Raw genomic sequence first — 21,737 nt, 5'->3', positions numbered from 1 at the left:
TCTATAGACAATTGAAAGAAAAACTAAAAGAGGAAGACAACAGTGTTTGCGTTGCTTGAGAAAGCTTCGGGTGATTAGTATTGCTCAGCTATGGTATTTCTACCTTTACACCTGCAACCTATCAACGTAGTAGTCTACTACGGCCCTATAAGGAAGTCTCATCTCGTGGCTAGTTTCGCACTTAGATGCTTTCAGCGCTTATCTATTCCCGACGTAGCTACCCAGCCGTACACCTGGCGGCATAACTGGTTTACCAGCGGTCAGTCCATCCCGGTCCTCTCGTACTAAGGACAGATCCACTCAAACTTCCAACGCCCACAACAGATAGGGACCGAACTGTCTCGCGACGTTCTGAACCCAGCTCGCGTGCCACTTTAATGGGCGAACAGCCCAACCCTTGGGACCTTCTCCAGCCCCAGGATGTGACGAGCCGACATCGAGGTGCCAAACCTCCCCGTCGATATGAGCTCTTGGGGGAGATCAGCCTGTTATCCCCAGCGTACCTTTTATCCTTTGAGCGATGGCCCTTCCATACAGAACCACCGGATCACTATGTCCGTCTTTCGACCCTGTTCGACTTGTTGGTCTCACAGTCAAGCAAGCTTATGCCATTGCACTCCTCGTACGGTTACCAAGCGTACTGAGCTTACCTTTGAAAGCCTCCGTTACCTTTTTGGAGGCGACCACCCCAGTCAAACTACCCACCAAACAATGTCCTCGGCATAACCGAGTTAGAAACCGAATACAGAAAGGGCGGTATTTCAAGGTTGATTCCATGACTCCTGGCGAAGCCACTTCAACATCTCCCGCCTATCCTACACATCCTGTACCCAATTTCAATGTTAAGCTATAGTGAAGGTGCATGGGGTCTTTCCGTCCCGTTGCGGGTAATCGGCGTCTTCACCGATACCACAATTTCACCGAGCTCATGGCTGAGACAGCGCCCAGATCGTTACACCATTCGTGCAGGTCGGAACTTACCCGACAAGGAATTTCGCTACCTTAGGACCGTTATAGTTACGGCCGCCGTTTACTGGGGCTTCGATTCAATGCTTCTCTTGCGATGACATCCCCTCTTAACCTTCCAGCACCGGGCAGGTGTCAGGCCTTATACTTCATCTTTCGATTTTGCAAAGCCATATGTTTTTGTTAAACAGTCGCCTGGGCCTTTTCACTGCGGCTTCTCCATCGCTGGAGGAAGCGCCCCTTCTCCCGAAGTTACAGGGCCATTTTGCCGAGTTCCTTAGCCATGATTCACTCGAGCACCTTAGGATTCTCTCCTCGACTACCTGTGTCGGTTTACGGTACGGGTTTTTATAACCTGAAGCTTAGCGGGTTTTCTTGGAAGTCTGTTTACCTGCTCTATCAGCGCCGCCGAAGCTTTGCTGTACTATTGGGTTTCAGCAGGGTCGGCGGATTTGCCTACCGTCCCTATACCTACGCCTTTTAACGAACTATTCCGTCAGTCCGCGGCAGTGTCACTACTCCGTCACCACATCGCAGTTATAAAAAGTACTGGAATATTAACCAGTTGTCCATCGGCTTACTCCCTTCGGATGCGCCTTAGGCCCCGACTAACCCTGATCCGATTAGCGTTGATCAGGAAACCTTAGTCTTTCGGTGGGCGGGTTTCTCACCCGCCTTATCGTTACTTATGCCTACATTTGCTTTTCTATCAACTCCACGGCCCATTACCAGACCGCTTCTCCGTAAATAGAATGCTCCCCTACCAGACATACACATAATGCATGAATCCATAGCTTCGGTAATACACTTGATGCCCGTTTATTATCCACGCCCGACCGCTCGACTAGTGAGCTGTTACGCACTCTTTAAATGAATGGCTGCTTCCAAGCCAACATCCTAGCTGTCTGTGCAGTCGGACCTCGTTAGTTCAACTTAGCGTATATTTAGGGACCTTAGCTGATGGTCTGGGTTCTTTCCCTCTCGGCCTTGGACCTTAGCACCCAAAGCCTCACTGCCGGCCATATCTTATAGCATTCGGAGTTCGTCTGGATTTGGTAGGATTTGACTCCCCCGCACCCAATCGGTAGCTCTACCTCTATAAGACTCCATGCCGACGCTGTTCCTAAAAACATTTCGGGGAGTACGAGCTATTTCCCAGTTTGATTAGCCTTTCACCCCTACCCTCAGGTCATCCGGAAACTTTTCAACGTTTATCGGTTCGGTCCTCCATTACATGTTACTGCAACTTCAACCTGCCCAAGGGTAGATCACAAGGTTTCGCGTCTACCTCATCTGACTATGCGCCCTATTAAGACTCGCTTTCGCTTCGGCTGCGTGGCTGAACCACTTAACCTTGCCAGACAAGAGTAACTCGTAGGCTCATTATGCAAAAGGCACGCCGTCACTGGACCTGCCAGCTCCGACCGCTTGTAAGCACACGGTTTCAGGTTCTTTTCACTCCTCTGTTCGAGGTTCTTTTCACCTTTCCCTCACGGTACTAGTTCACTATCGGTCTCTCAGGAGTATTTAGCCTTATCAGATGGTGCTGACAGATTCCCACAGGGCGTCTCCGACCCCGCGGTACTCAGGGTACTGCTAGGCTAGCATTCTATACGTGTACAGGGCTATCACCGTGTATCGCTGGGCTTCCCATCCCATTCCACTTCTGTTTGCTAATGCCACATCGCAGCCCTACAACCCCAACAATGCCGTAACATTATTGGTTTGGGCTCTTTCCCGTTCGCTCGCCACTACTTGGGAAATCATTATTATTTTCTTCTCCTACGCCTACTTAGATGTTTCAGTTCAGCGCGTTCGCGTATTTTACAACATACCTTCAGTATGCTAGGTTGCCCCATTCGGAAATCTTCGGATCAAACTCACATTTGCTAATCCCCGAAGCTTATCGCAGCTTATCACGTCCTTCATCGCCTCTGAGAGCCTAGGCATCCCCCGTGTGCCCTTATTTACTTTCTTCACCTCATAGCCCTTTTGCTACTATGGGTTGCTTTTTGATATATAACCGTGATGCTACGCATTAATCCGTTCGGCCTTGACCGAGGGTCTTCATAATACATCGAGCACATCACAGTATTGTCTCTACTGTTGTCTTCTCTTGTAATTTTTTTTCTTTCAATATGTCAAAGAACTCTTCTTTTAGATCGGAGATATCAGATCTGAGATATCAGAAACTATAAAGTGTCTAATGTCTCTTATCCTGTGTCCCACGTCTAAGGATGTGGAGAATATCGGAGTCGAACCGATGACCCCCTGCGTGCAAGGCAGGTGCTCTAGCCAGCTGAGCTAATTCCCCGTGGTGTAGATTATAGATTCCGGAACAGAGAAAGCAGACTTTACGTCTCAGATCTCATATCTGTCATCTCAAATCTAGATGGTAGTCCCGAGCAGATTTGAACTGCTGACCCCTACATTATCAGTGTAGTGCTCTAACCAACTGAGCTACGGGACTAGCTTATCATTCTATCTCTCTGGACCATCCAATTCAGGGATGGGCACATTTCTTCAAATGTTTCTTATTTGTTTCTTATATAAATCATGTGTATCCGTAACGAGCTTCAATTCCGAATGCTCTAGAAAGGAGGTATTCCAGCCGCACCTTCCGGTACGGCTACCTTGTTACGACTTAGCCCCAATTATCGGTTTTACCCTAACACGCTCCTTGCGGTTACATGCTTTAGGTACCCCCAACTTTCATGGCTTGACGGGCGGTGTGTACAAGGCCCGGGAACGTATTCACCGCGTCATTGCTGATACGCGATTACTAGCGAATCCAACTTCATGAGGTCGAGTTGCAGACCTCAATCCGAACTGTGAACGGCTTTTAGAGATTAGCATCATATTGCTATGTAGCTGCCCGCTGTACCGTCCATTGTAGCACGTGTGTAGCCCCGGACGTAAGGGCCATGATGACTTGACGTCGTCCCCACCTTCCTCACAGCTTACGCTGGCAGTCTGTTTAGAGTCCCCACCATTATGTGCTGGCAACTAAACATAGGGGTTGCGCTCGTTGCGGGACTTAACCCAACACCTCACGGCACGAGCTGACGACAGCCATGCAGCACCTAGTTTCGTGTCCCGAAGGACTGATCCGTCTCTGGATCATTCACTAACTTTCAAGCCCGGGTAAGGTTCCTCGCGTATCATCGAATTAAACCACATGCTCCTCCGCTTGTGCGGGCCCCCGTCAATTCCTTTGAGTTTCAATCTTGCGACCGTACTCCCCAGGTGGATAACTTAACGCTTTCGCTTGGACGCTTACTGTGTATCGCAAACATCGAGTTATCATCGTTTAGGGCGTGGACTACCAGGGTATCTAATCCTGTTTGATCCCCACGCTTTCGTGCATCAGCGTCAATACTAACTTAGTGAGCTGCCTTCGCAATCGGAGTTCTAAGACATATCTATGCATTTCACCGCTACTTGTCTTATTCCGCCCACTTCAAATAGATTCAAGTCCTACAGTATCAAAGGCACTGCGACAGTTAAGCTGCCGTCTTTCACCACTGACTTATAGGACCGCCTACGCACCCTTTAAACCCAATAAATCCGGATAACGCTTGGATCCTCCGTATTACCGCGGCTGCTGGCACGGAGTTAGCCGATCCTTATTCTTCAGGTACATTCAGCTTCCTACACGTAGAAAGGTTTATTCCCTGACAAAAGCAGTTTACAACCCATAGGGCAGTCATCCTGCACGCGGCATGGCTGGTTCAGAGTTGCCTCCATTGACCAATATTCCTTACTGCTGCCTCCCGTAGGAGTCTGGTCCGTGTCTCAGTACCAGTGTGGGGGATTCTCCTCTCAGAGCCCCTAGACATCGTAGCCTTGGTGAGCCGTTACCTCTCCAACTAGCTAATGTCACGCGAGCCCATCCATATCCTATAAATATTTGATCATAATCCGATGCCGGTTAATGATGTTATGCGGTGTTAATCTCTCTTTCGAGAGGCTATCCCCCTGATATGGGTAGGTTGCTCACGCGTTACGCACCCGTGCGCCACTCTCATCAGTTCGTAGCAAGCTACTCCCTGAATCCCGTCCGACTTGCATGTATTAGGCCTGCCGCTAGCGTTCATCCTGAGCCAGGATCAAACTCTCCATTGTAAAATGAAGTGTAAGATCAAGACTATTTATAATAAATAGAATTGTCTTGTATTTTAATTTCTAATTCTAAAATTGAACAGGTTGATTTTTTTAACTTTCGTTGTTTCTCAACACTACTCGTTACGTTACATGATTATATTTTTAAAGAACTTCTCTCGCTTCCGCATCTCGCTTCGGCCTGTATGATGTCGGCATTGCGCCGTTATCGATCTTGTTTCTGTTTCCCTTCGTTTCCGTTGGGACTGCAAAGGTAGAAATCTTTTTGGTTTCTCCAAAATAAATGTGAAAATTTATTTTTTTTGTTTTCCTGATGTTTCTGCGTTTAATCTTCATTAAACCCTTCTTTTTTCAGTGCCTATCCTTTCGGATCAGCCGTTCCTCCCTTGCGGAGTGGTGCAAAGATAGCGACTTTTTATAATCACTTCCTAATCTTTTCCGGAAATAGTTTGCCTCGAAACGGTAAACAGCTTATAACCTGACCGATAAATTTACCTATGATCTGTTCTCGGGGCTGAGAAACGGACAATCCTGGCTTTAAACTATAAAAAGGGGTAGCGGGGGAACTGTTCGTCCTGAACCGTCTTTCATGGATGCAGTATGCTTTTAGGGAATAGCCAAATGGAAATTATATCTTTTTCAGTACAGCGGCATCATCGACACTATTACTATTACTATTACTATTACTGATAAGGTGATCCATGTCTCCTCATGCTTTCCGCAGGGCCGACATCTTTACTTTATACTATATAGTATATAGTATATAGTATATACTACAAAAGGGATCCTGAGAAGTGCTGCTGTTTTGCAATAGCCAGCTATCCCCGTAAAGATACTCCGGAATAAGGCATATTATAACCTGCTCGGGAACTGAAAGGGAACTGATTATTACTTAAACTGGGATTTATAGAGAGATTACTGAGATTTTATAGGGGGTTAATAGAGCTTTACCTCTACTAACCCCCTATAAACCCCCTCTTATCCCTCTGTTATACCTCTATTATATTCGAACCAGGTACCCAGTTGCTTATAACATGGTATCACCCTGCTAACAACAATAATAGTAGGTTTCTCCAGATTCAATTGGTTTAAAGAGCTGCTTTATAATCACGCTCAAACAGCTAATCGAAAATCAATTTGCATCGAATACGTAATTTTTTCTTTCATAGATTTTAAAAATAAAATCTATGAACTATATTATAAAAGTCAGATTATGTAATAGTCGGTATCTCCAAACTTCCAAAAAAGAAGATATTGATTCTTACCATGCTGTAGACAAATTGATCAGAACTAGCGCGAAGCATTATCGTGATGTAAAATAAAAAACTATATTTACTGCTGGAATAGACGAAACATTAGATTAAGTGATCGGAAAATCATTTTTTAAATCAGGATCATAAAACGATAAAAAAGTATATTAAATACGAATCAACCTATACAACTAAGCGCCAAACCAATAGAATAAGCATAAATGACAGGACCTGATTATATATACTATACTGATTTAATGGGCACAATGCTTTTTGCCATTTCAGGAGCCATGGCAGCTAATCGGAGAAAAATTGATATTTTCGGTGCAACTTTTACAGGATTTGTTACAGCAATAGGGGGCGGTTCACTCCGGGATGTTTTTCTAAACCTTCGTCCCATTTGGGTTGACGATGGGAATTATTTAATTGCTATACTAATCGGGGTTTTTCTATCAGCAGTCCTTAACGACAAATTAGATAGATTCTCCCGAACTTTAACACTTTTTGATGCCATGGGGATCGCTTTCTTTACTATTGTTGGCTTACAGAAATCCATTACCTATGAAAGCTCTACAATTGCGGCTGTAATTCTAGGCATGTTTTCGGCTGTAATGGGAGGGGTCATCCGGGACACCCTTATGAATGAAACGCCACTAATTTTCAGAAAAGAAATTTACGCAACAGCTTGTTTATCAGGAGCTATACTTTACGTAACCTTACCTTATTTTGGACTTTCCGAGGGCATAAATGCTTTTTTAAGTGCATTGTTGATCTTTACAGTTCGGATCTTAGCCGTAAAATATAAATTCTCCCTTCCGATAGTGGGTGGATAAGGTGGAGAAATAATTAGAAAAGCGTTAATTATAACTAACGCTTTTTCTTTTGAAATGGAAATTTCATTTTATATCCAACACGGATCATCCCTTTAGAAATTGTATCCAGTTTTCCTTTCAACATTGTTTTTTTCAGTGTAGACAATTTATCAGTAAACAATTTCCCTTCGATATGATCATATTCATGTTGTACAACACGCGCTGCTAAACCGGATAAATCAATTTCGTGCTCCTCAAAGTTTTCATCCAGATAATTAATCTTAATATTCGGGTTCCTCAAAACATCCTCATTAATATCAGGAATACTTAAGCATCCTTCATTAAAGGCCCATTTCTCACCAGACTCTTCAACCATGATCGGATTAATGAAAACTTTCTTGAAAGCTGTCAACACTTCTTTTTCTTCTTCAATATCTTCAGCAAAAGGAGTTGCGTCGATTACAAAAAGACGAATTGGCAAACCAACTTGGGGGGCTGCTAACCCAACACCACTTGCTGCATACATCGTTTCAAACATATCTGCAATAAGTTGTTTCAAGTTTGGATAATCCTCATCTATTTCATCTGCTACCTTACGCAAAACTGGGTCTCCGTAAGCCACAATTGGAAGTTTCATACTTTATTTTTTTTTGAAGGACAAAGATACGTATTAAAATTCAATCGAAAACCACAGTTTGTTTCTAATAAATCATATTTTTGTTATTCGAAAATGACAGATTCATACCATCAAATAGTAGAACGCTTTTGTAATGCATTACGAAAGAGCTTCAATTCAGAGATTTTAGTCTCCGAAAAATCCCCCGTATTTACAGTAATAACGGGGGAGGAGCTTCCTTTTAAAATTCACCTTTACGGATCTAATATCACGAAGCGGGTTTCAGAAGAAAATCAAAAAATCGTACATATTGATGAAGATATATTATTTAGCAAATATGCTATCATTCTAAAAAGAATACTGGCAATCGCCTTACATCAGAAAAAAGCTTACGCTAGAAATACCGTTGTAGCTCGTGTCGATAAAAAAAATACAATCGCATTCTTGGAAGAAAACCACTTGCAGGGGGCAATGCCAGGAAAATATCGGTATGGTCTATTTTTAGAGGGTGAACTAGTTTCTCTTGCCGTATTTAGCGGAGGAAGAAAAATGCCTGAATTAAATATTGAAAACTATCGATCATTTGAACTAATTAGATTTTGCAATAAACTTGGTTATAATGTAGTAGGGGGAATCAGCAAATTGCTTAAAGCATTTATCAACGATTTCAACCCCCAGGATATTATGACCTATACGGATAAGGATTGGAATCAAGATTCTTCATTAGAAAAAATTGGTTTTGTCAAAAAATCAGAACTCGAACCCCTTAAATTTTGGGTAAATGGAATATCAAGAGTGCTCATTAGAGATGAAGATCAATATAAGAACCTACAAAAAGAATTTCCTGATGGCTACTTAAAAGAAAACTTGGGCAGTCTTAAACTGATTCTATCTATAAAATAAAATCATTTTTTGTATCTTGTCGATTAATCTAAACAGTAAATAATAAAATATATCACATGAAGAGAAAACTACGAATGGGTATGGTCGGAGGGGGCAACGATGCTTTCATCGGAGCTGTACACCGTATCGCGGCAAATATGGATGGTAAAATCGAACTTGTATGTGGTTCATTCAGCATCAATCCTGAAATCAACAAACAGTCTGCTGAAGATCTATTCATTCCAGAAAATCGTTGCTATGCAAATTATGAGGAAATGATTTTAAAAGAAAGCCAGCTTCCCGAAGGAGAGCGCATGGATTTCTTAACGATTGTTACGCCCAATTTCATGCATTATCCTCCTGCAAAAATGGCTTTGGAAAATGGTTTCAATGTTGTCATTGAAAAACCGATGACCTTAACATTAGAAGAAGCAAAATCTTTAGAAGAAATAATAAAAAGCACGAATAAAACACTTTGCTTAACACATACTTACTCCGGTTATCCGATGGTAAAACAAGCGAAAGCAATGGTTAAAGCTGGTCACTTTGGTAAAATCCGTAAAGTTGTTGTCGAATATCCTCAGGGATGGTTGAGTAAATTGACTGAGCGTGAAGGAAATGCCGGTGCGGCGTGGCGTGCTGATCCTACTAAATCTGGAAAATCTTTAGCGATGGGCGATATCGGCGTACACGCAGCTCACCTAGCAGAATATATCACAGGATTAAAAATTACAGAATTATGTGCAGACTTAACGACTTTCGTTGAGGGAAGACATCTAGATGATGACGGTTCTGTTTTATTGCGTTTTGAAGAAGGAGCAAAAGGAATGCTTTGGGCTTCACAAGTAGCAGCCGGAGAAGAGAATGCTTTACGCATTCGTATTTATGGTGAAAATGGCGGGTTAGAATGGGCTAACGAAGATCCGAATAACTTAACAATCAAAATGTTAGGCGAACCTCGTCAAGTATTCCGTACCGGAAATGCGTACAATGCTCCAAATCAGTTAAGTTCATTTGCAACACACAATACGCGTATCCCATCTGGGCATCCAGAAGGTCTATTAGAGTCATTTGGTAATATTTACCGCAATTTTGCTCAAACTGTATCTGCGAAATTAGAAGGTAAGACACCAACGGCAGAAATGTTGGATTTCCCTCAAGTACACGAAGGTGTACGCGGCATGGCTTTTATAGAAAATGTTGTCAACAACAACAATGGTTCTGAAAAATGGACTAAATTTGTTGTGTGATAACTAAACAACAAACATTACTTTCTTCTTTGGCAATCTCATCTTTGCCAAGGGAGAAAGTCATCGTTATTTTAGGCCCTACAGCTTCTGGGAAAACAGCTCTAGCAGTCCAAATAGCAAAAGAAATCGGGGCCGAAATTATCAGTGCAGATTCCCGCCAGGTCTATCGTCAAATGGATATAGGTACTGGTAAAGATCTATCCGAATACGGCGATGTTCCTTATCATCTCATCAGCATCTGTGATCCAGGAGAAAAATATCATCTAGGACAATTTATAGAAGATTTCCAACAAATCTATCAATCCCTATTGCTACAAAAAAAACGTATCATACTTTGCGGGGGAACTGGGCTCTACATTCAAAGTGTTATTCAAGGCAGTAAATATGTTAAAATTCCTAGCCAACCTGGTTTTAAAGAGGCTCTATATCAATTTGAAAAGGATGAACTTATCGATAGATTAGCTAAGTATAACAAACCCAATGATCTATTTATCGATTTATCCACTAAAAAGAGAATTATTCGCGGGATAGAAATTTTAGAATGGCTTAAGAATAATCCAGAAATGATACGTAATAATGAAAGTTTAGATTCCTTTGTAATAGGCTTAAATCCTGATGTATCCACAAGAAGAAAAAAGATCTCCAAAAGACTAGATCAAAGAATAGAGGCAGGACTTATTTTAGAGGTACAGGCATTATTGGAATCTGGTGTTAGTCATACAGAACTGCAATATTATGGTCTGGAATATAAATATATATCTAAATACCTATTAGGCGAATTAAACTACGAAGAGTTCTATAAAAAATTGGAAACAGAAATTCATCGCTATGCAAAAAGGCAGATGACTTATTTCCGTAAGATGGAAAAAGATGGTATTGTCATCAATTGGTTGGATTAAAAGTATCAGAGTTTATAAACAGAAAAAGGGTTGACCAGATGGATCAACCCTTTTTAATTTCTTTCGATTATAACTTGATTTCCTCGTCTTTAGCATTAAAGAAATGGAATTCCGTTAAATAATATGAAGTAACCGGAACAACTTTGATCCATTTTTGAAACTTCAAAAACCATTTTATTCTTTTTGAAATAAAGCCAGATTTAATAAAAGCGGCTATATAAGGATGTACACATAGTGATATTCCTTTTTCATTTTGTTCTTGAAGAATAAAACTTAAATTATTTTCAATATCATCCATCAGGACAATACTTGACCGAATCTCACCAGTACCATCACAAGCGGGACATTTCTCATTTGTAACGATATTCATTTCTGGTCTAACACGTTGACGCGTAATCTGCACTAATCCAAATTTACTTGGAGGCAAGATTGTGTGTCTCGCACGATCCGTGGCCATACATTCTTTCAAGAAGCTGTACAGCTCTTTGCGATGAGTAGGTTTATGCATATCGATAAAATCGACAACAACGATCCCGCCCATATCTCTTAAGCGCAATTGACGCGCAATTTCTTTTGCTGCTTCCATATTAACCAGGAGCGCATTATCCTCTTGGTTCTCTTTATTAGCAGAACGATTACCACTATTAACATCAACGACGTGAAGTGCTTCAGTGTGCTCGATTACGAGATAAGCACCACCTTGTAATGTAACAGTTTTTCCAAAAGCAGCCTTGATTTGTTTCTCAACCCCAAAATGGTCAAAAATTGGTTCTTTATGTTTATAAAGTTTTACAATTTTTTCTAGATCAGGAGAGATATCTTGGACATAAGATTTTGTCTCTTCATATATCACAGGATCATTTACATGAATATGTGTAAATTCATCTGTTAATAAATCGCGTAAGATGGTAGAAGCTCTATCCATTTCACCCAATACTTTTTGAGGAGGTTCTGCTGTCCGAAGTCGCTTGGTAAATATTTCCCACTTAGAGATTAGATCCAATAAATCCTTTTGTAGTTCGTCTACGCCTTTACCTTCAGACACCGTTCGGATAATAACTCCAAAATTAGGAGGTTTTATTCCTTCGACAATCTTCTTGAGACGTGTCCGCTCATTACTTCCTTTGATTCGTTTGGATATGGAAACCGCGCTTGAAAAAGGTACCAGTACGACAAATCTACCTGCAATAGATAGATCGGAGCTCAATCGAGGTCCTTTTGTTGATATTGGTTCTTTTGCGATTTGAACTGGTAAAAGCATGTTTTTGCTTAAGATATCAGATATCTTACCGGCCTTATCGATGTCCTTTTCAAGTTTTAAACTATTTAGCAGTTTCTCTTGATAACTGCCATTCTTTACTATTCGAGTAAGTTTTAGCAAAGATTGAACCTGAGGACCTAAGTCCAAATAGTGGAGAAAAGCATCTTTTTCGTATCCTACGTCTACAAATGCTGCATTTAATCCCGGCATAATTTTTTTGATTCGCCCAAGATAAATATCTCCAACTGAAAAATTATTGTTAACCGTTTCCCTATTTAGTTCAACAAGCTGCTTATCCTGTAGCAAAGCAATAGTAACTCCTTTTTCAGGAGTAGAATCGATAATTAATTCCTTTACCAACAGCTACATATTTACGATACAAATTAGCATACCCTGCTAACTTTGTTGTATCTGATTAAACCTTAAAGAACGTTTTTTTATAAAAAAAAACAATCTACACGTAATAAATTACGTGTAGATCATCAAACTTCAATGCGATTATTGCGTTATTTTCATGTCTCAACAACCTATTGGAGTCTTATACAAGAAAGACTATTTTTTCTTGTGTCTATTTTTTCTTAAACGTTTTTTACGTTTGTGAGTAGCCATTTTGTGTCTTTTTCTTTTTTTTCCGCTTGGCATAGCTAATTTTTTTTAAATGATTATAAACTAAATTAATTACTTACTCAACTCAGCGATCTTGCGATCGATAAATTGTGAAAGGGAAGGGTCAGCAGCTAGTTGTTTACTTTGTTTAAAAGCAGCAACCGCCTCACTTTTCATCCCAATATTTTCATAGCCTGTGGCTAAATAAAAGTAAGATTCCGCATCTGGTTTCAATTCAATAACTGTTTTGAAACGATCAATCGCTTTATCAAACTGGCGAGATTGTAATGAAAACAATCCCAAAGTTTTGTTTGCTTCTACATTTTTTGGATCTGCTTGAACCACTTCACGAAGTAAAGCAATTCCTGCCATCGGGTTATTAGTACCTGAAACCATAGCAGCTCCTAATCCTGTTTTCGCTTCTAAACTAGCAGTATTTAATTTCAACGCAGCTTCGTAAGAACGAATTGCATTTTGTGTTAAAGCCTGAGCTAAAGTAGAGTCTTGTAAATTTGTGTAAGCAGTACGATAAGAGTTACCCGCTTTCAACCAGTATTCATATTTTGGAGAAATTTTAGCCATTTCTTCATAAATGAATCCTTGCGGAGCTGGCTTCGCCAAATCATCCCACTTTACAGCCAACTTTTGAAGTAAAGAAATCTTTTCTTCTCCAGATGCCTTTGCAATTTGGGTCTCAATATCGGAAATATCTTTGATTAAATTTGCATCTAATCCTTGTTTTGTCATTAACGATATGTTTTCCAAATTAATTTCGGAAGAAGATTGCTCCGTTTGAGCAGATTCTTCTTTCTCGTTCACCAAACCTTTGATAGGTTGTGCCAATAGTACCGCAACTAATGCTGCAACCACGCCTACTACTATAATCTGTTTGGTTTTTGCCATTTTTAATCTGTTTTTAAGATTATTTATTGCCGTTTTTTACTTTCTCAACAAATACTTTTGCCGGTTTGAAACTAGGAACGAAATGTTCAGGGATGATGATCGCTGTGTTTTTAGAAATGTTTCTAGCAGTTTTTTCAGCTCTTTTTTTAACAACAAAGCTACCAAAACCTCTTACGTATACATTTTCTCCACCCACCATTGCGTTTTTAACCACTTTGAAGAATGCCTCAACGGTCTCTTGAACATCTACCTTCTCTAAGCCTGTTTTGTTAGAGATTTCTGCAATAATTTCTGCTTTAGTCATATCAATTTTACTGTAATTATTTATTTCTCAACCTTTAACCAAATATACTTTGGGGTTGCAAAAGTATCTCTTTAAAATGACGTTTGGAAATAATTTAAACATTTTTTTTATTTTAAAATTATTCCAAAAGAGATCATTTACAACAGCTTAGCCATATTGCATCGCTAAACTCATTTTTCAAAGAAGCACAAAAATACACTTTATTACTGAAAATCAAACCTTTAATTTTATTTTTATCATTTCACGTGAAACAAATGATAAGCCTATGACTTAAATTTTAATCACAAATTACCTGTGCTATTTTTTTTAAATCATCGGCATTATGAAGACTGCTCAGCACAATTCTGTTTAATGGTGGATCTGTTTCCAAAGGATAAGGAAAACTTGAAATCAAAAATCCCTCTTTTACTAATTTTTGATAAAGTTCAGGGTTCGTTGAACTGAAAACAGGAAAATTAGGAATATGATTTAGGCTATTGCCGATTAAGTCGCTAAATAGCTTGACATTCTGTTGGAGTTTATTGAATTCATCCGAATATATTTCCTGTGAATTTGTAAAAGCGTACATGAAAGCGGGAGAAGCAGGGGAGGCTCCAGTAAAAAAAGATGATTTACGAAACCTTTGAATCCACTTATTGGATGACAAGATGATACCCGCATCTGTTCCCATACCTTTTGCCAAAGATGCAACGACTACGACATCAATTCCTGTATTATCAAACATAGACAATTCCGTAGAAACTTTATTTTTGCGAACCACCCCGATTCCGTGCGAGTCATCCACTAAAAGCACGATCCTTTTATTGGGATCTATTTTTAGTAATGGACTAAAATCGTAGTGCTGGGGTGTTAAATTATCCAGTGCATTACTCACAATTACGAAAGACTCTTCTTTAGAGGCATTGATATGCTTTACCGCATCCTCTAGCCAAGAAGCCATAAGACCACTCACTCCTGGATTGACATCAAACCACAATGCTGGATGACTATTGGGAGCATATAGAAGTGTTCCTTGTAAAGCAAGTACCCTCACAACCAATTGTGCAGCCAAATAACCACTTGAAACTAGCATCGCATCTTCAAAGCCAAATCGTAAAGCTGCAGCCTCCTCGGCAATATCAAAAATACCAAGCTGAATATTATTATTACGGGAGGTTCCGTTATTCAGTCCATAAATAGAAATTCCTTGTTTATATACATCCATATAAGCCTCATTAACCAATAAGCCCAGATAGGAAGTTCCGCCAAAAAAGAGATACGTCCTTTCTTCATCACTGATCACCCGACCTGTTGGCTGATGCAAATGGGTAAAATCTTTCATTATCAATATTACACTTTAAAATTACCGGGAAATAGACTCTGTTATAAATAATAGGTTGTTATCTCAAATAACAAAAAACACTACATATTGAGTTTGTAGTTGAGCGGGATATTAAATCTGAGCGAAACCGTAAAACCCTTCAGTGGACGATAATCCTGCTTGTCGGCGATTGAAAATCCATATCCAAAATCCAAGTCCAAAAGAGTGGCCATTGTAACACCTACTTTTGGTGTAAAGGTATATGGAGTGAATTCTGTCCGTACAAAAGGAGCAACTACCCAGGATTCAGGATAGAAAGACAGCGCCAGCTCAGGAATTACTGCAAACTTTTTCTGTGTCCATGTAAAATTAGCGGTAACATCTGTTTTTAAAATATTTTCACCGAGAAAAGCAAATGCAAAATACCCTCCTGTTTTTACAGCACTTCCTTTTTGATATTGATAACTAATTGTAGGGCCATATAAGATCTCCTGAGCTTTTACCTGCATACTGAAGCTAAATAGCACAAGACAGATCAATTTAACAACAATATTTCTTCTCATAGAGTCTAATATAAATGAAAGTTTAAAGGAATATTGACTCCTAAGGATAAATTCACTCCTTTAATTTGTTTAAAATCTTTCTTGGTATTAATATCAAACCCATAACCTACTCCCAGATCAATGAGAGAGAAAAGACTGAGACCAACTTTTGGCGTTACCGTATAGGGGGTCAATTCGGCTTTGACAAAAGGTAATAGAACAAAATCATTGACATAATAAGTAAATCCCAACTCGGGAATTACAGTTGTTTTACCGCCCATCCAAGTGAAATTTGCACCAGCATCAATTTTCATATACTGCGACTCATTTGGTGCAAATAACCCCCAGGCAGATGCTTTCAAAAAACTTCCGCTCTGATATTGATAACCAATAGAAGGTCCAAATATCCAATTGTTATGTGCCGGTAATGGGTTCTTTTGCGCTGCCACACTTAGACAGGACAATACCCCAATAAGAATGAAAGCAAATCCTTTTATATTCATCTAGCTAAAATACAAAGTATAACCATTAATCAGTACCTCCAAAACAATTAATGTGTAAAATCGTTTGGTTTTATCATTAAAAAAGAATGGGAATCTGAGCTTAATTTTGCCTAGGTCCCCCTGATATTTCTTTTAAAAGCAATCTTCTAACAAACAACTCACCAATATATATGGTGCTGTTCAATGTCTTGTGTGTTTTTTACAATGCAATGAATGGTAAGATTTATCTCCAAATGTTTGCATCAATACTTTGTTTTTGCGTTGTATTTAAATCCGGGAACAAATTAAATCCTGTCACTTTCTCTAATTCGCTTACTGTCATTTGATACTTTTCAAACTTGTTAGAACTTGGTGTTTCATTGTCCATCTTATAGGCAATGGTATAATAATTCTTTCCCTTTTTCATTGCTAGCGCTTTAAAATAATACTTGGGTCTGGCGATTTCTATGTTTTTATTATCGATGATATATTCAATCGCTGTGTTAGATTTTGTATTTGGCATCGCTCCTGTTACCACATATAGCGTATCACATTGTGCCGTCCATGTCCGCACTTTATTTTCTAGGTTTGCCCAGACACCCTGATTCAGTTTAGATGCCTGTGCGGTCATATTTGAAAAGTAAAACGTAGTCTTATTCTGAGCATTATTAAAATTTCTGTCCGCACTTGGCAACTGATGCCCTCTATCGTAACCTGAAGTACCAAAACCTTTAAATAAAGTGGGCTGAAACTCCATTGCTATAGCCGGGTCGTATTGCCAGTCATCGGTACGTTTGGCATTACCGAGATAACTACTGTGCAACGGGTAGGCAACCCAATAGGCCATTTTTTTCACCTTATCGTACAGCATGGTGTAATTACGGCGTTTCGGATCATCAGGTAAAAAGTGCTGAATAAAAACCTCGTCCTTTTTCAACTTCGTTATTCCTGGAATTTCTAAGTAAGGTTGCGTTGCGACAATGCCTCCATCAGAAATACCGTTATCAATTTTTACATCAAAAGAATAATGATTCGCTCTTTTCAGTTTATTTACTTTTGGTAGCTTCCAAGTAAACTTCGTGTTGTCTGAAGTTAAAAACTGTATGGTTTTTCCAGTAATATTTTCTCCTGGAAAAAGGAAGAATTCGACAAAAGCAGTCCCATCATGGTTGTTTATGACTTTTCCCTCAATATCTTTCTGGCTGTCCTTTTTAACTGCTAACTTGCCTGTTACCAGATCAAAGGAGCCAAGCGTGTTTAGTTTCGGCATTACGACTTTCATCTCTTCATACCCGTGTTCATCTATATTGGCTACCGTTAATTTAATGGATATTTTTGATAATTGACGTTCAAATATAAGTGGAATATTATTGTTCCCTTTATTGATTGCCTTTGCATTTTTTGCGTACATGAGATCTATTTTCGCCTGATTAGACTGATCCGTTATATCAAGTACATATTGATAATCGCTAATTATTTTAAAAGGATAATAAGCAATAAAATCTACCGATTTTTCAGGTAAGAAAAGTTCATCTGTAGTTTGAAATATTGATCCGTTTATAAAAAAAATATGATTATTAGTACCGTTGACAATGGAACTAGTCGATAATGGCATTCCTGACTCGATCATAAATATACCGATCTCATCTCCTTTTTGCCATGTAGTACCTATTGCTCTATTTTGATTCTCTTCAACGATCGTTGCTGTAAAGTGTACAGCGTTCTGATCTATTCTGATCTGGTTTTTACGACATGCGTATACAACCAAAAATGTTATAATAAAATAAACTACCTTCTTTAAAAATTTGGTCTTTGTAGTTCTGGTTTTTTTAATCATCCTAAAATATAGTAAGTATTAATTTTAGGGCGAAAATGGCTAATAAATTTAGATTAATGAACGTTTAGTAATGACTTTTAATCGATGAAACCACCAAAATTTTGTAGTTAATTGATTACTAGAGGTCTTAAATTAGCCGAAAAAACGATTTTAACAGGATGATTGATTCAATCACAAATGTCCAAGTTACATATGAATTGCAAAAAATGTAAAACAAATCATTTTGAGGATAAAAAAAACGAATCAATCTCAAGTATCAAAAGTCGCGAAGAATAAAAAAGCCACTTTTCATAAAGAAAAATGGCTTTTTTACAGGAGGTGACCTCGGAGGGGCTCGAACCCTCGACCCATTGATTAAGAGTCAATTGCTCTACCAGCTGAGCTACAAAGTCAAGTCTATACTCAAATGTAACTTAGATTTTTTTTATATCAAACATAAAAATGAAAAAACAAGATATATTAATATAATCTTTTTAAGACATTCATTATCAAATTGAAAATCCATAAATGAAGTATATGAATTCGATAACAAATATAGACATGAACTCAAACTGCCGTTTTTAATCGCGAGCCTCAATCAGCCAAATTACTCAGGAAGTATCAGCTTTGTGTGTTTTCTATATTTTATTCGTCTTTTTCTTATATAGCTTAAAATTTCCTTCTTTTCTATATTCTAACACATGCTCTTTACAATATCCCGTTAAATAAACGGAAAATTTATTGCTATCGTTTTTATCCAAATTCAATTCTGCCAATACCTCCGCCACACGTTTAGGTGTATTAAAAAAATCCGAGTGATAAACTAAATGATCCAACTTTTGTGTTGTTTCTATACGTCGTTTAGATTCAGGTTCGATTTTATATAGTGGCGTCAGATCCATGTTCTTCTCAAACAATGTTCTGGGCTGGATATTCAGTGCGCGGCAAATTAGCAAGAAGTTATACATAGTCGTACCTTTTCCCTTTTCTACCGCAGCAATGGTATTAATGGTAAGGTCAGTCATATGTGCAACGTCCCTTTGCGTAAAATCTAATTCATCTCGACGCTCTCGAAATTTTTGACCAATATTCAGGATAATATCTTCATTTATTCTTGACACGTAACAAATAGAGTAAATATTTGCGCAAAATAAATACAAATAAAAAGCTGATTTAATTTGCGCAATTCCTTTTTTAATATTACTTTTGTGTATATAAGGGAGAAATTACCTTTCGTCCTATGGTATATGTAACCAATTATGATCGATATGAAATATTCATCAAAACCTAGGATTCTCAAAAATTAAATGTTCTAAGGTGATATCAGCACAGCGATATATTCACGTTTTTGTTCTTTGACTTATTGGTATTGATAAAAAAGAGGCTTCTTGTGAAGCCGTAAGGCAAGGGATAGTTCCACTCGCCAAATACACTGAAAACAACTTTGTATTTTTTCTTCATTAAAAAAAGATATTAATAATATGTTGCCAATTTCTGTTTTCCAAAGTCATACTTGGTTAATAGATGGTTAGGGATCTTCTCATATTTGGTCTTGTTTGTTGTCCCTAATTATTAAGTGATACACAACTATGTTTATGTTTATTTATCCTAAGGGTTCATTAAGATTAGAAATTAATTTTTCTTATTATTCCTTTTAAAGGGCACATTATAATTTAATAATAGATTTAGACAGATATCATAAGTTTACGTACCCATCATCTACCTTGGTAAACATTACGCTCACGACCTACACTCCTTTAGTAGCCCGAGAGAAGAGGTTCCTTGTGAAACCGCAAGATGAGAGCAAATGCTGCTCATTAAGTACATGGTCTACAAAAAACTTGCAATAACCTTTGTTCATCAACTTTGTAAACTGAATTGTACATACAGCAAAGGACTATAAAATTACATGCAAAAGCTCTTACTACAGTTGGATTACAATATGGAGAAAGCTGCTCTTTTTATTGCATACGAAGTATTTTAAAGATAAAAAATAAAAGTAGTACACAATTAGGTTCTTACTAAGATAAGGAGACTTAAAATCTATAGCTGTAAATAACCTTTATAAAAACAGCCCTATAGAAGCACTGCGAAATCACTTCCATAATAAAATAGATATTAAAGACAAAATGAGGCTTCTTGTAAAGCCGTAGGGTGAGGGTTTAAACTACTCACTAAATACTTTCCAATTTATTTTTTTCAAGCTTTACAATCTGTATCAACTGTAACTTGCTAGAACAATAATGGGTTAACAATCTTTATGGGTTACTCATCCGCTTTTTATAATGATTAACATCTTTTCTCTACCCATATATTGAGGTTAACTCAATCATTAGCTCCTGAACACAAGACTATTGGTTATGTATAAACAATAAGCTGGACTAACAAAATGAATAAATTACTACGTATATACAATCATGCACTATTTATAATTATGAGGTAAGAATATCAGCTTACAAGCAGGTTATATATACGAATCAGCTATTAAAATATTTATCGAGGCTGCTTGTACAGCCGTAGGGTGAGGACACTTGTCGCTCACTAAATACCTACCAAGAATTAAATTATTCAACGAAGATAAAGCTACATGTTGCTAGGGATATACAATTGAAGGTCTGCCATTACACTAAATTTGAACCGGTTTATTCATTAATATCTTCTTGGAGCGTTTATACAATATTGAATTTTGAGTTAAAACATCTTTTCACGAACGCTTTCAACATGATAAGGTCTTCACAAATTCTTTTAAGAAAATCGCAAAACGACTAAAACAAGATTACCGTCAATACCAATAAGTTCTATTCATAAATCTTTCAACTTAGGCAGCTTCATGGTTAAAATCGCCAGAAAAGAAACTGCACGAAGTTGTCTCAAAAGTTTACCCACTAAATAAAACGAAATATGAACAAACTTTACAGTCAAAAAAACACTAAAAAACAACTTATCCAACTCAACAAAGGGATTGAAGCAGGATTAAATTATTTCTATGAGAAGTTTTATCCGTATTTCTACCTCCGCTCTAACCGTGCGACACAAGACACCTGTATTGCAACTAGTATTACTCATGAAGCTTTCTTAAGGTTATGGCTATATCGGGAAAATATTCATTCTGAAGAAGATCTTTTGCATTTCCTAAAAATGCAAATTAAAAAGGCTATTCATATTTTTTATAGCAACCCCCGGAGCCGCTTTCACCGTAGCCTCCTTCAATTAGATTCTATAGAAAATTATCAGGAATTTCTTGCTGGATATGAAGAAGATGATGACGCTCATGAAGACTTAGTTTATCTTGATAAATTAGACAATGAAAAGCAGCATCAATTAGATAAACTCAACAAAGTACTGCCATTTTTAAACCTCGAACACCAACTATTCATCAGACTCAGTCTTCAGTACAGCTTCAATTATGAGCGTATTGCCTATTACTTAGGCGGAATATCGGACTATGAAGTGAGTTTAAAAGTAGAAAAGACGATTGAAGTTCTTCGTTCAATTTTAAATAGTTATGAAAAAATAAATAAGGCAATCTCAAATAAAAAGATTGTTGCACAAGTAGAACTTACAGACGAACAGGTAGAAATTTTCCGCATGCGCTATGAATTGCAATTCTCTTTTGAACAAATATCAAAGCAATTGCATTTAAACACTACAGCTGTCAAAAAAATATTTATCGAGGCACACAGTAAAATAAAACCCCGCAAGAAAACTGCTTAAAACCCCTTTGTT

General features: G+C 38.3%; 16 protein-coding genes, 3 tRNA genes and 2 rRNA genes. 6 read left to right on the top strand and 15 right to left on the bottom strand.

Features of this window, described 5'->3' with window-relative positions:
• Positions 1-55: 55 nt before the first annotated feature.
• The 5 genes from M2265_RS16250 to M2265_RS16230 all read right to left on the bottom strand — a co-directional run bounded on the left by M2265_RS16250 (position 56) and on the right by M2265_RS16230 (position 5,424).
• Positions 56-2,943: ribosomal RNA gene (locus M2265_RS16250) — 23S ribosomal RNA — on the bottom strand.
• Between the two features lie 263 nt (positions 2,944-3,206).
• Positions 3,207-3,280, bottom strand: a tRNA-Ala gene (locus M2265_RS16245).
• Between the two features lie 79 nt (positions 3,281-3,359).
• Positions 3,360-3,436: transfer RNA gene (locus M2265_RS16240), tRNA-Ile, on the bottom strand.
• Between the two features lie 125 nt (positions 3,437-3,561).
• A 16S ribosomal RNA gene (locus M2265_RS16235) occupies positions 3,562-5,091 on the bottom strand.
• The 16S and 23S rRNA genes sit together here with 2 tRNA genes alongside, the layout of an rRNA operon.
• Before the next feature lie 141 nt (positions 5,092-5,232).
• Positions 5,233-5,424 (bottom strand): hypothetical protein, encoded by a 192-nt coding sequence (locus M2265_RS16230; RefSeq protein WP_264599357.1) that lies wholly within the window; start codon positions 5,422-5,424, stop codon positions 5,233-5,235.
• A gap of 851 nt (positions 5,425-6,275) precedes the next feature.
• Here M2265_RS16230 and M2265_RS16225 point away from each other — a divergent pair.
• Positions 6,276-6,410: a hypothetical protein gene (locus M2265_RS16225; protein ID WP_259194733.1), complete on the top strand. Its 135-nt coding sequence runs from the start codon at positions 6,276-6,278 to the stop codon at positions 6,408-6,410.
• Positions 6,411-6,559: 149 nt separating this feature from the next.
• On the top strand, positions 6,560-7,171 hold the full coding sequence (locus M2265_RS16220) for a trimeric intracellular cation channel family protein (RefSeq protein ID WP_132771790.1): 612 nt from the start codon (positions 6,560-6,562) through the stop codon (positions 7,169-7,171).
• A 34-nt stretch (positions 7,172-7,205) separates the two neighbouring features.
• Here the strand turns inward: M2265_RS16220 and def are convergent, their stop codons facing one another.
• Positions 7,206-7,787, bottom strand: coding sequence for a peptide deformylase (gene def, locus M2265_RS16215; RefSeq protein WP_132771789.1), 582 nt, complete (start codon positions 7,785-7,787; stop codon positions 7,206-7,208).
• Positions 7,788-7,880: 93 nt separating this feature from the next.
• On the opposite strand from def, the gene M2265_RS16210 reads away from it, so the two are divergent.
• The 3 genes from M2265_RS16210 to miaA are packed head-to-tail and all read left to right on the top strand — an operon-like array spanning position 7,881 to position 10,797.
• On the top strand, positions 7,881-8,669 hold the full coding sequence (locus M2265_RS16210; RefSeq protein WP_132771788.1) for a hypothetical protein: 789 nt from the start codon (positions 7,881-7,883) through the stop codon (positions 8,667-8,669).
• A 56-nt stretch (positions 8,670-8,725) separates the two neighbouring features.
• Positions 8,726-9,898: a Gfo/Idh/MocA family protein gene (locus tag M2265_RS16205; RefSeq protein ID WP_132771787.1), complete on the top strand. Its 1,173-nt coding sequence runs from the start codon at positions 8,726-8,728 to the stop codon at positions 9,896-9,898.
• A complete protein-coding gene (miaA, locus tag M2265_RS16200) occupies positions 9,895-10,797 on the top strand; it encodes a tRNA (adenosine(37)-N6)-dimethylallyltransferase MiaA (RefSeq protein WP_132771786.1) in 903 nt (300 codons plus the stop codon). The genes M2265_RS16205 and miaA overlap by 4 nt, the downstream gene beginning before the upstream one ends.
• A 67-nt stretch (positions 10,798-10,864) precedes the next feature.
• Here the strand turns inward: miaA and M2265_RS16195 are convergent, their stop codons facing one another.
• From M2265_RS16195 to M2265_RS16150, 9 genes are all read right to left on the bottom strand, one after another.
• Positions 10,865-12,418 carry an Rne/Rng family ribonuclease gene (locus tag M2265_RS16195; protein ID WP_021189239.1) on the bottom strand — a complete coding sequence of 518 codons (1,554 nt, stop codon included), beginning with the start codon at positions 12,416-12,418 and terminating at the stop codon, positions 10,865-10,867.
• Between the two features lie 318 nt (positions 12,419-12,736).
• Positions 12,737-13,567, bottom strand: coding sequence for a tetratricopeptide repeat protein (locus tag M2265_RS16185; RefSeq protein WP_021189240.1), 831 nt, complete (start codon positions 13,565-13,567; stop codon positions 12,737-12,739).
• Positions 13,568-13,586: 19 nt separating this feature from the next.
• On the bottom strand, positions 13,587-13,871 hold the full coding sequence (locus tag M2265_RS16180) for an HU family DNA-binding protein (protein WP_021189241.1): 285 nt from the start codon (positions 13,869-13,871) through the stop codon (positions 13,587-13,589).
• Between the two features lie 277 nt (positions 13,872-14,148).
• A complete protein-coding gene (locus tag M2265_RS16175) occupies positions 14,149-15,192 on the bottom strand; it encodes an aminotransferase class I/II-fold pyridoxal phosphate-dependent enzyme (protein ID WP_132771785.1) in 1,044 nt (347 codons plus the stop codon).
• 80 nt (positions 15,193-15,272) lie between these two features.
• Positions 15,273-15,734, bottom strand: a complete 462-nt coding sequence (locus tag M2265_RS16170; protein ID WP_132771784.1) for a hypothetical protein — start codon at positions 15,732-15,734, stop codon at positions 15,273-15,275.
• A gap of 5 nt (positions 15,735-15,739) precedes the next feature.
• Positions 15,740-16,216, bottom strand: a complete 477-nt coding sequence (locus tag M2265_RS16165; RefSeq protein ID WP_132771783.1) for a hypothetical protein — start codon at positions 16,214-16,216, stop codon at positions 15,740-15,742.
• A 223-nt stretch (positions 16,217-16,439) separates the two neighbouring features.
• Positions 16,440-18,032 (bottom strand): DNA/RNA non-specific endonuclease, encoded by a 1,593-nt coding sequence (locus M2265_RS16160; protein WP_132771782.1) that lies wholly within the window; start codon positions 18,030-18,032, stop codon positions 16,440-16,442.
• A 319-nt stretch (positions 18,033-18,351) separates the two neighbouring features.
• Positions 18,352-18,424 (bottom strand) — tRNA-Lys (locus M2265_RS16155).
• A gap of 225 nt (positions 18,425-18,649) precedes the next feature.
• Positions 18,650-19,132 (bottom strand): helix-turn-helix domain-containing protein, encoded by a 483-nt coding sequence (locus M2265_RS16150; protein ID WP_165902487.1) that lies wholly within the window; start codon positions 19,130-19,132, stop codon positions 18,650-18,652.
• A gap of 1,780 nt (positions 19,133-20,912) precedes the next feature.
• Between M2265_RS16150 and M2265_RS16145 the strand changes: the two genes are divergently transcribed.
• Positions 20,913-21,725: a hypothetical protein gene (locus tag M2265_RS16145; protein WP_132771780.1), complete on the top strand. Its 813-nt coding sequence runs from the start codon at positions 20,913-20,915 to the stop codon at positions 21,723-21,725.
• The last annotated feature ends 12 nt before the right edge of the window (positions 21,726-21,737 follow it).

It is taken from the genome of Sphingobacterium kitahiroshimense (genome assembly GCF_025961315.1).
Classification (GTDB): domain Bacteria; phylum Bacteroidota; class Bacteroidia; order Sphingobacteriales; family Sphingobacteriaceae; genus Sphingobacterium; species Sphingobacterium anhuiense.
Note: the sequence above shows the minus strand (reverse complement) of the source record. Positions and strands in the feature narration are given on the sequence as shown.

Bases quoted from the DNA above. Each gene is read 5' to 3' on its own strand.
- M2265_RS16230 (WP_264599357.1), bottom strand. From the start codon at position 5,424: ATGAAGATTAAACGCAGAAACATCAGGAAAACAAAAAAAATAAATTTT.
- M2265_RS16225 (WP_259194733.1), top strand. From the start codon at position 6,276: ATGAACTATATTATAAAAGTCAGATTATGTAATAGTCGGTATCTCCAA.
- M2265_RS16220 (WP_132771790.1), top strand. From the start codon at position 6,560: ATGACAGGACCTGATTATATATACTATACTGATTTAATGGGCACAATG.
- def (WP_132771789.1), bottom strand. From the start codon at position 7,787: ATGAAACTTCCAATTGTGGCTTACGGAGACCCAGTTTTGCGTAAGGTA.
- M2265_RS16210 (WP_132771788.1), top strand. From the start codon at position 7,881: ATGACAGATTCATACCATCAAATAGTAGAACGCTTTTGTAATGCATTA.
- M2265_RS16205 (WP_132771787.1), top strand. From the start codon at position 8,726: ATGAAGAGAAAACTACGAATGGGTATGGTCGGAGGGGGCAACGATGCT.
- M2265_RS16185 (WP_021189240.1), bottom strand. From the start codon at position 13,567: ATGGCAAAAACCAAACAGATTATAGTAGTAGGCGTGGTTGCAGCATTA.
- M2265_RS16180 (WP_021189241.1), bottom strand. From the start codon at position 13,871: ATGACTAAAGCAGAAATTATTGCAGAAATCTCTAACAAAACAGGCTTA.
- M2265_RS16175 (WP_132771785.1), bottom strand. From the start codon at position 15,192: ATGAAAGATTTTACCCATTTGCATCAGCCAACAGGTCGGGTGATCAGT.
- M2265_RS16170 (WP_132771784.1), bottom strand. From the start codon at position 15,734: ATGAGAAGAAATATTGTTGTTAAATTGATCTGTCTTGTGCTATTTAGC.
- M2265_RS16165 (WP_132771783.1), bottom strand. From the start codon at position 16,216: ATGAATATAAAAGGATTTGCTTTCATTCTTATTGGGGTATTGTCCTGT.
- M2265_RS16160 (WP_132771782.1), bottom strand. From the start codon at position 18,032: ATGATTAAAAAAACCAGAACTACAAAGACCAAATTTTTAAAGAAGGTA.
- M2265_RS16145 (WP_132771780.1), top strand. From the start codon at position 20,913: ATGAACAAACTTTACAGTCAAAAAAACACTAAAAAACAACTTATCCAA.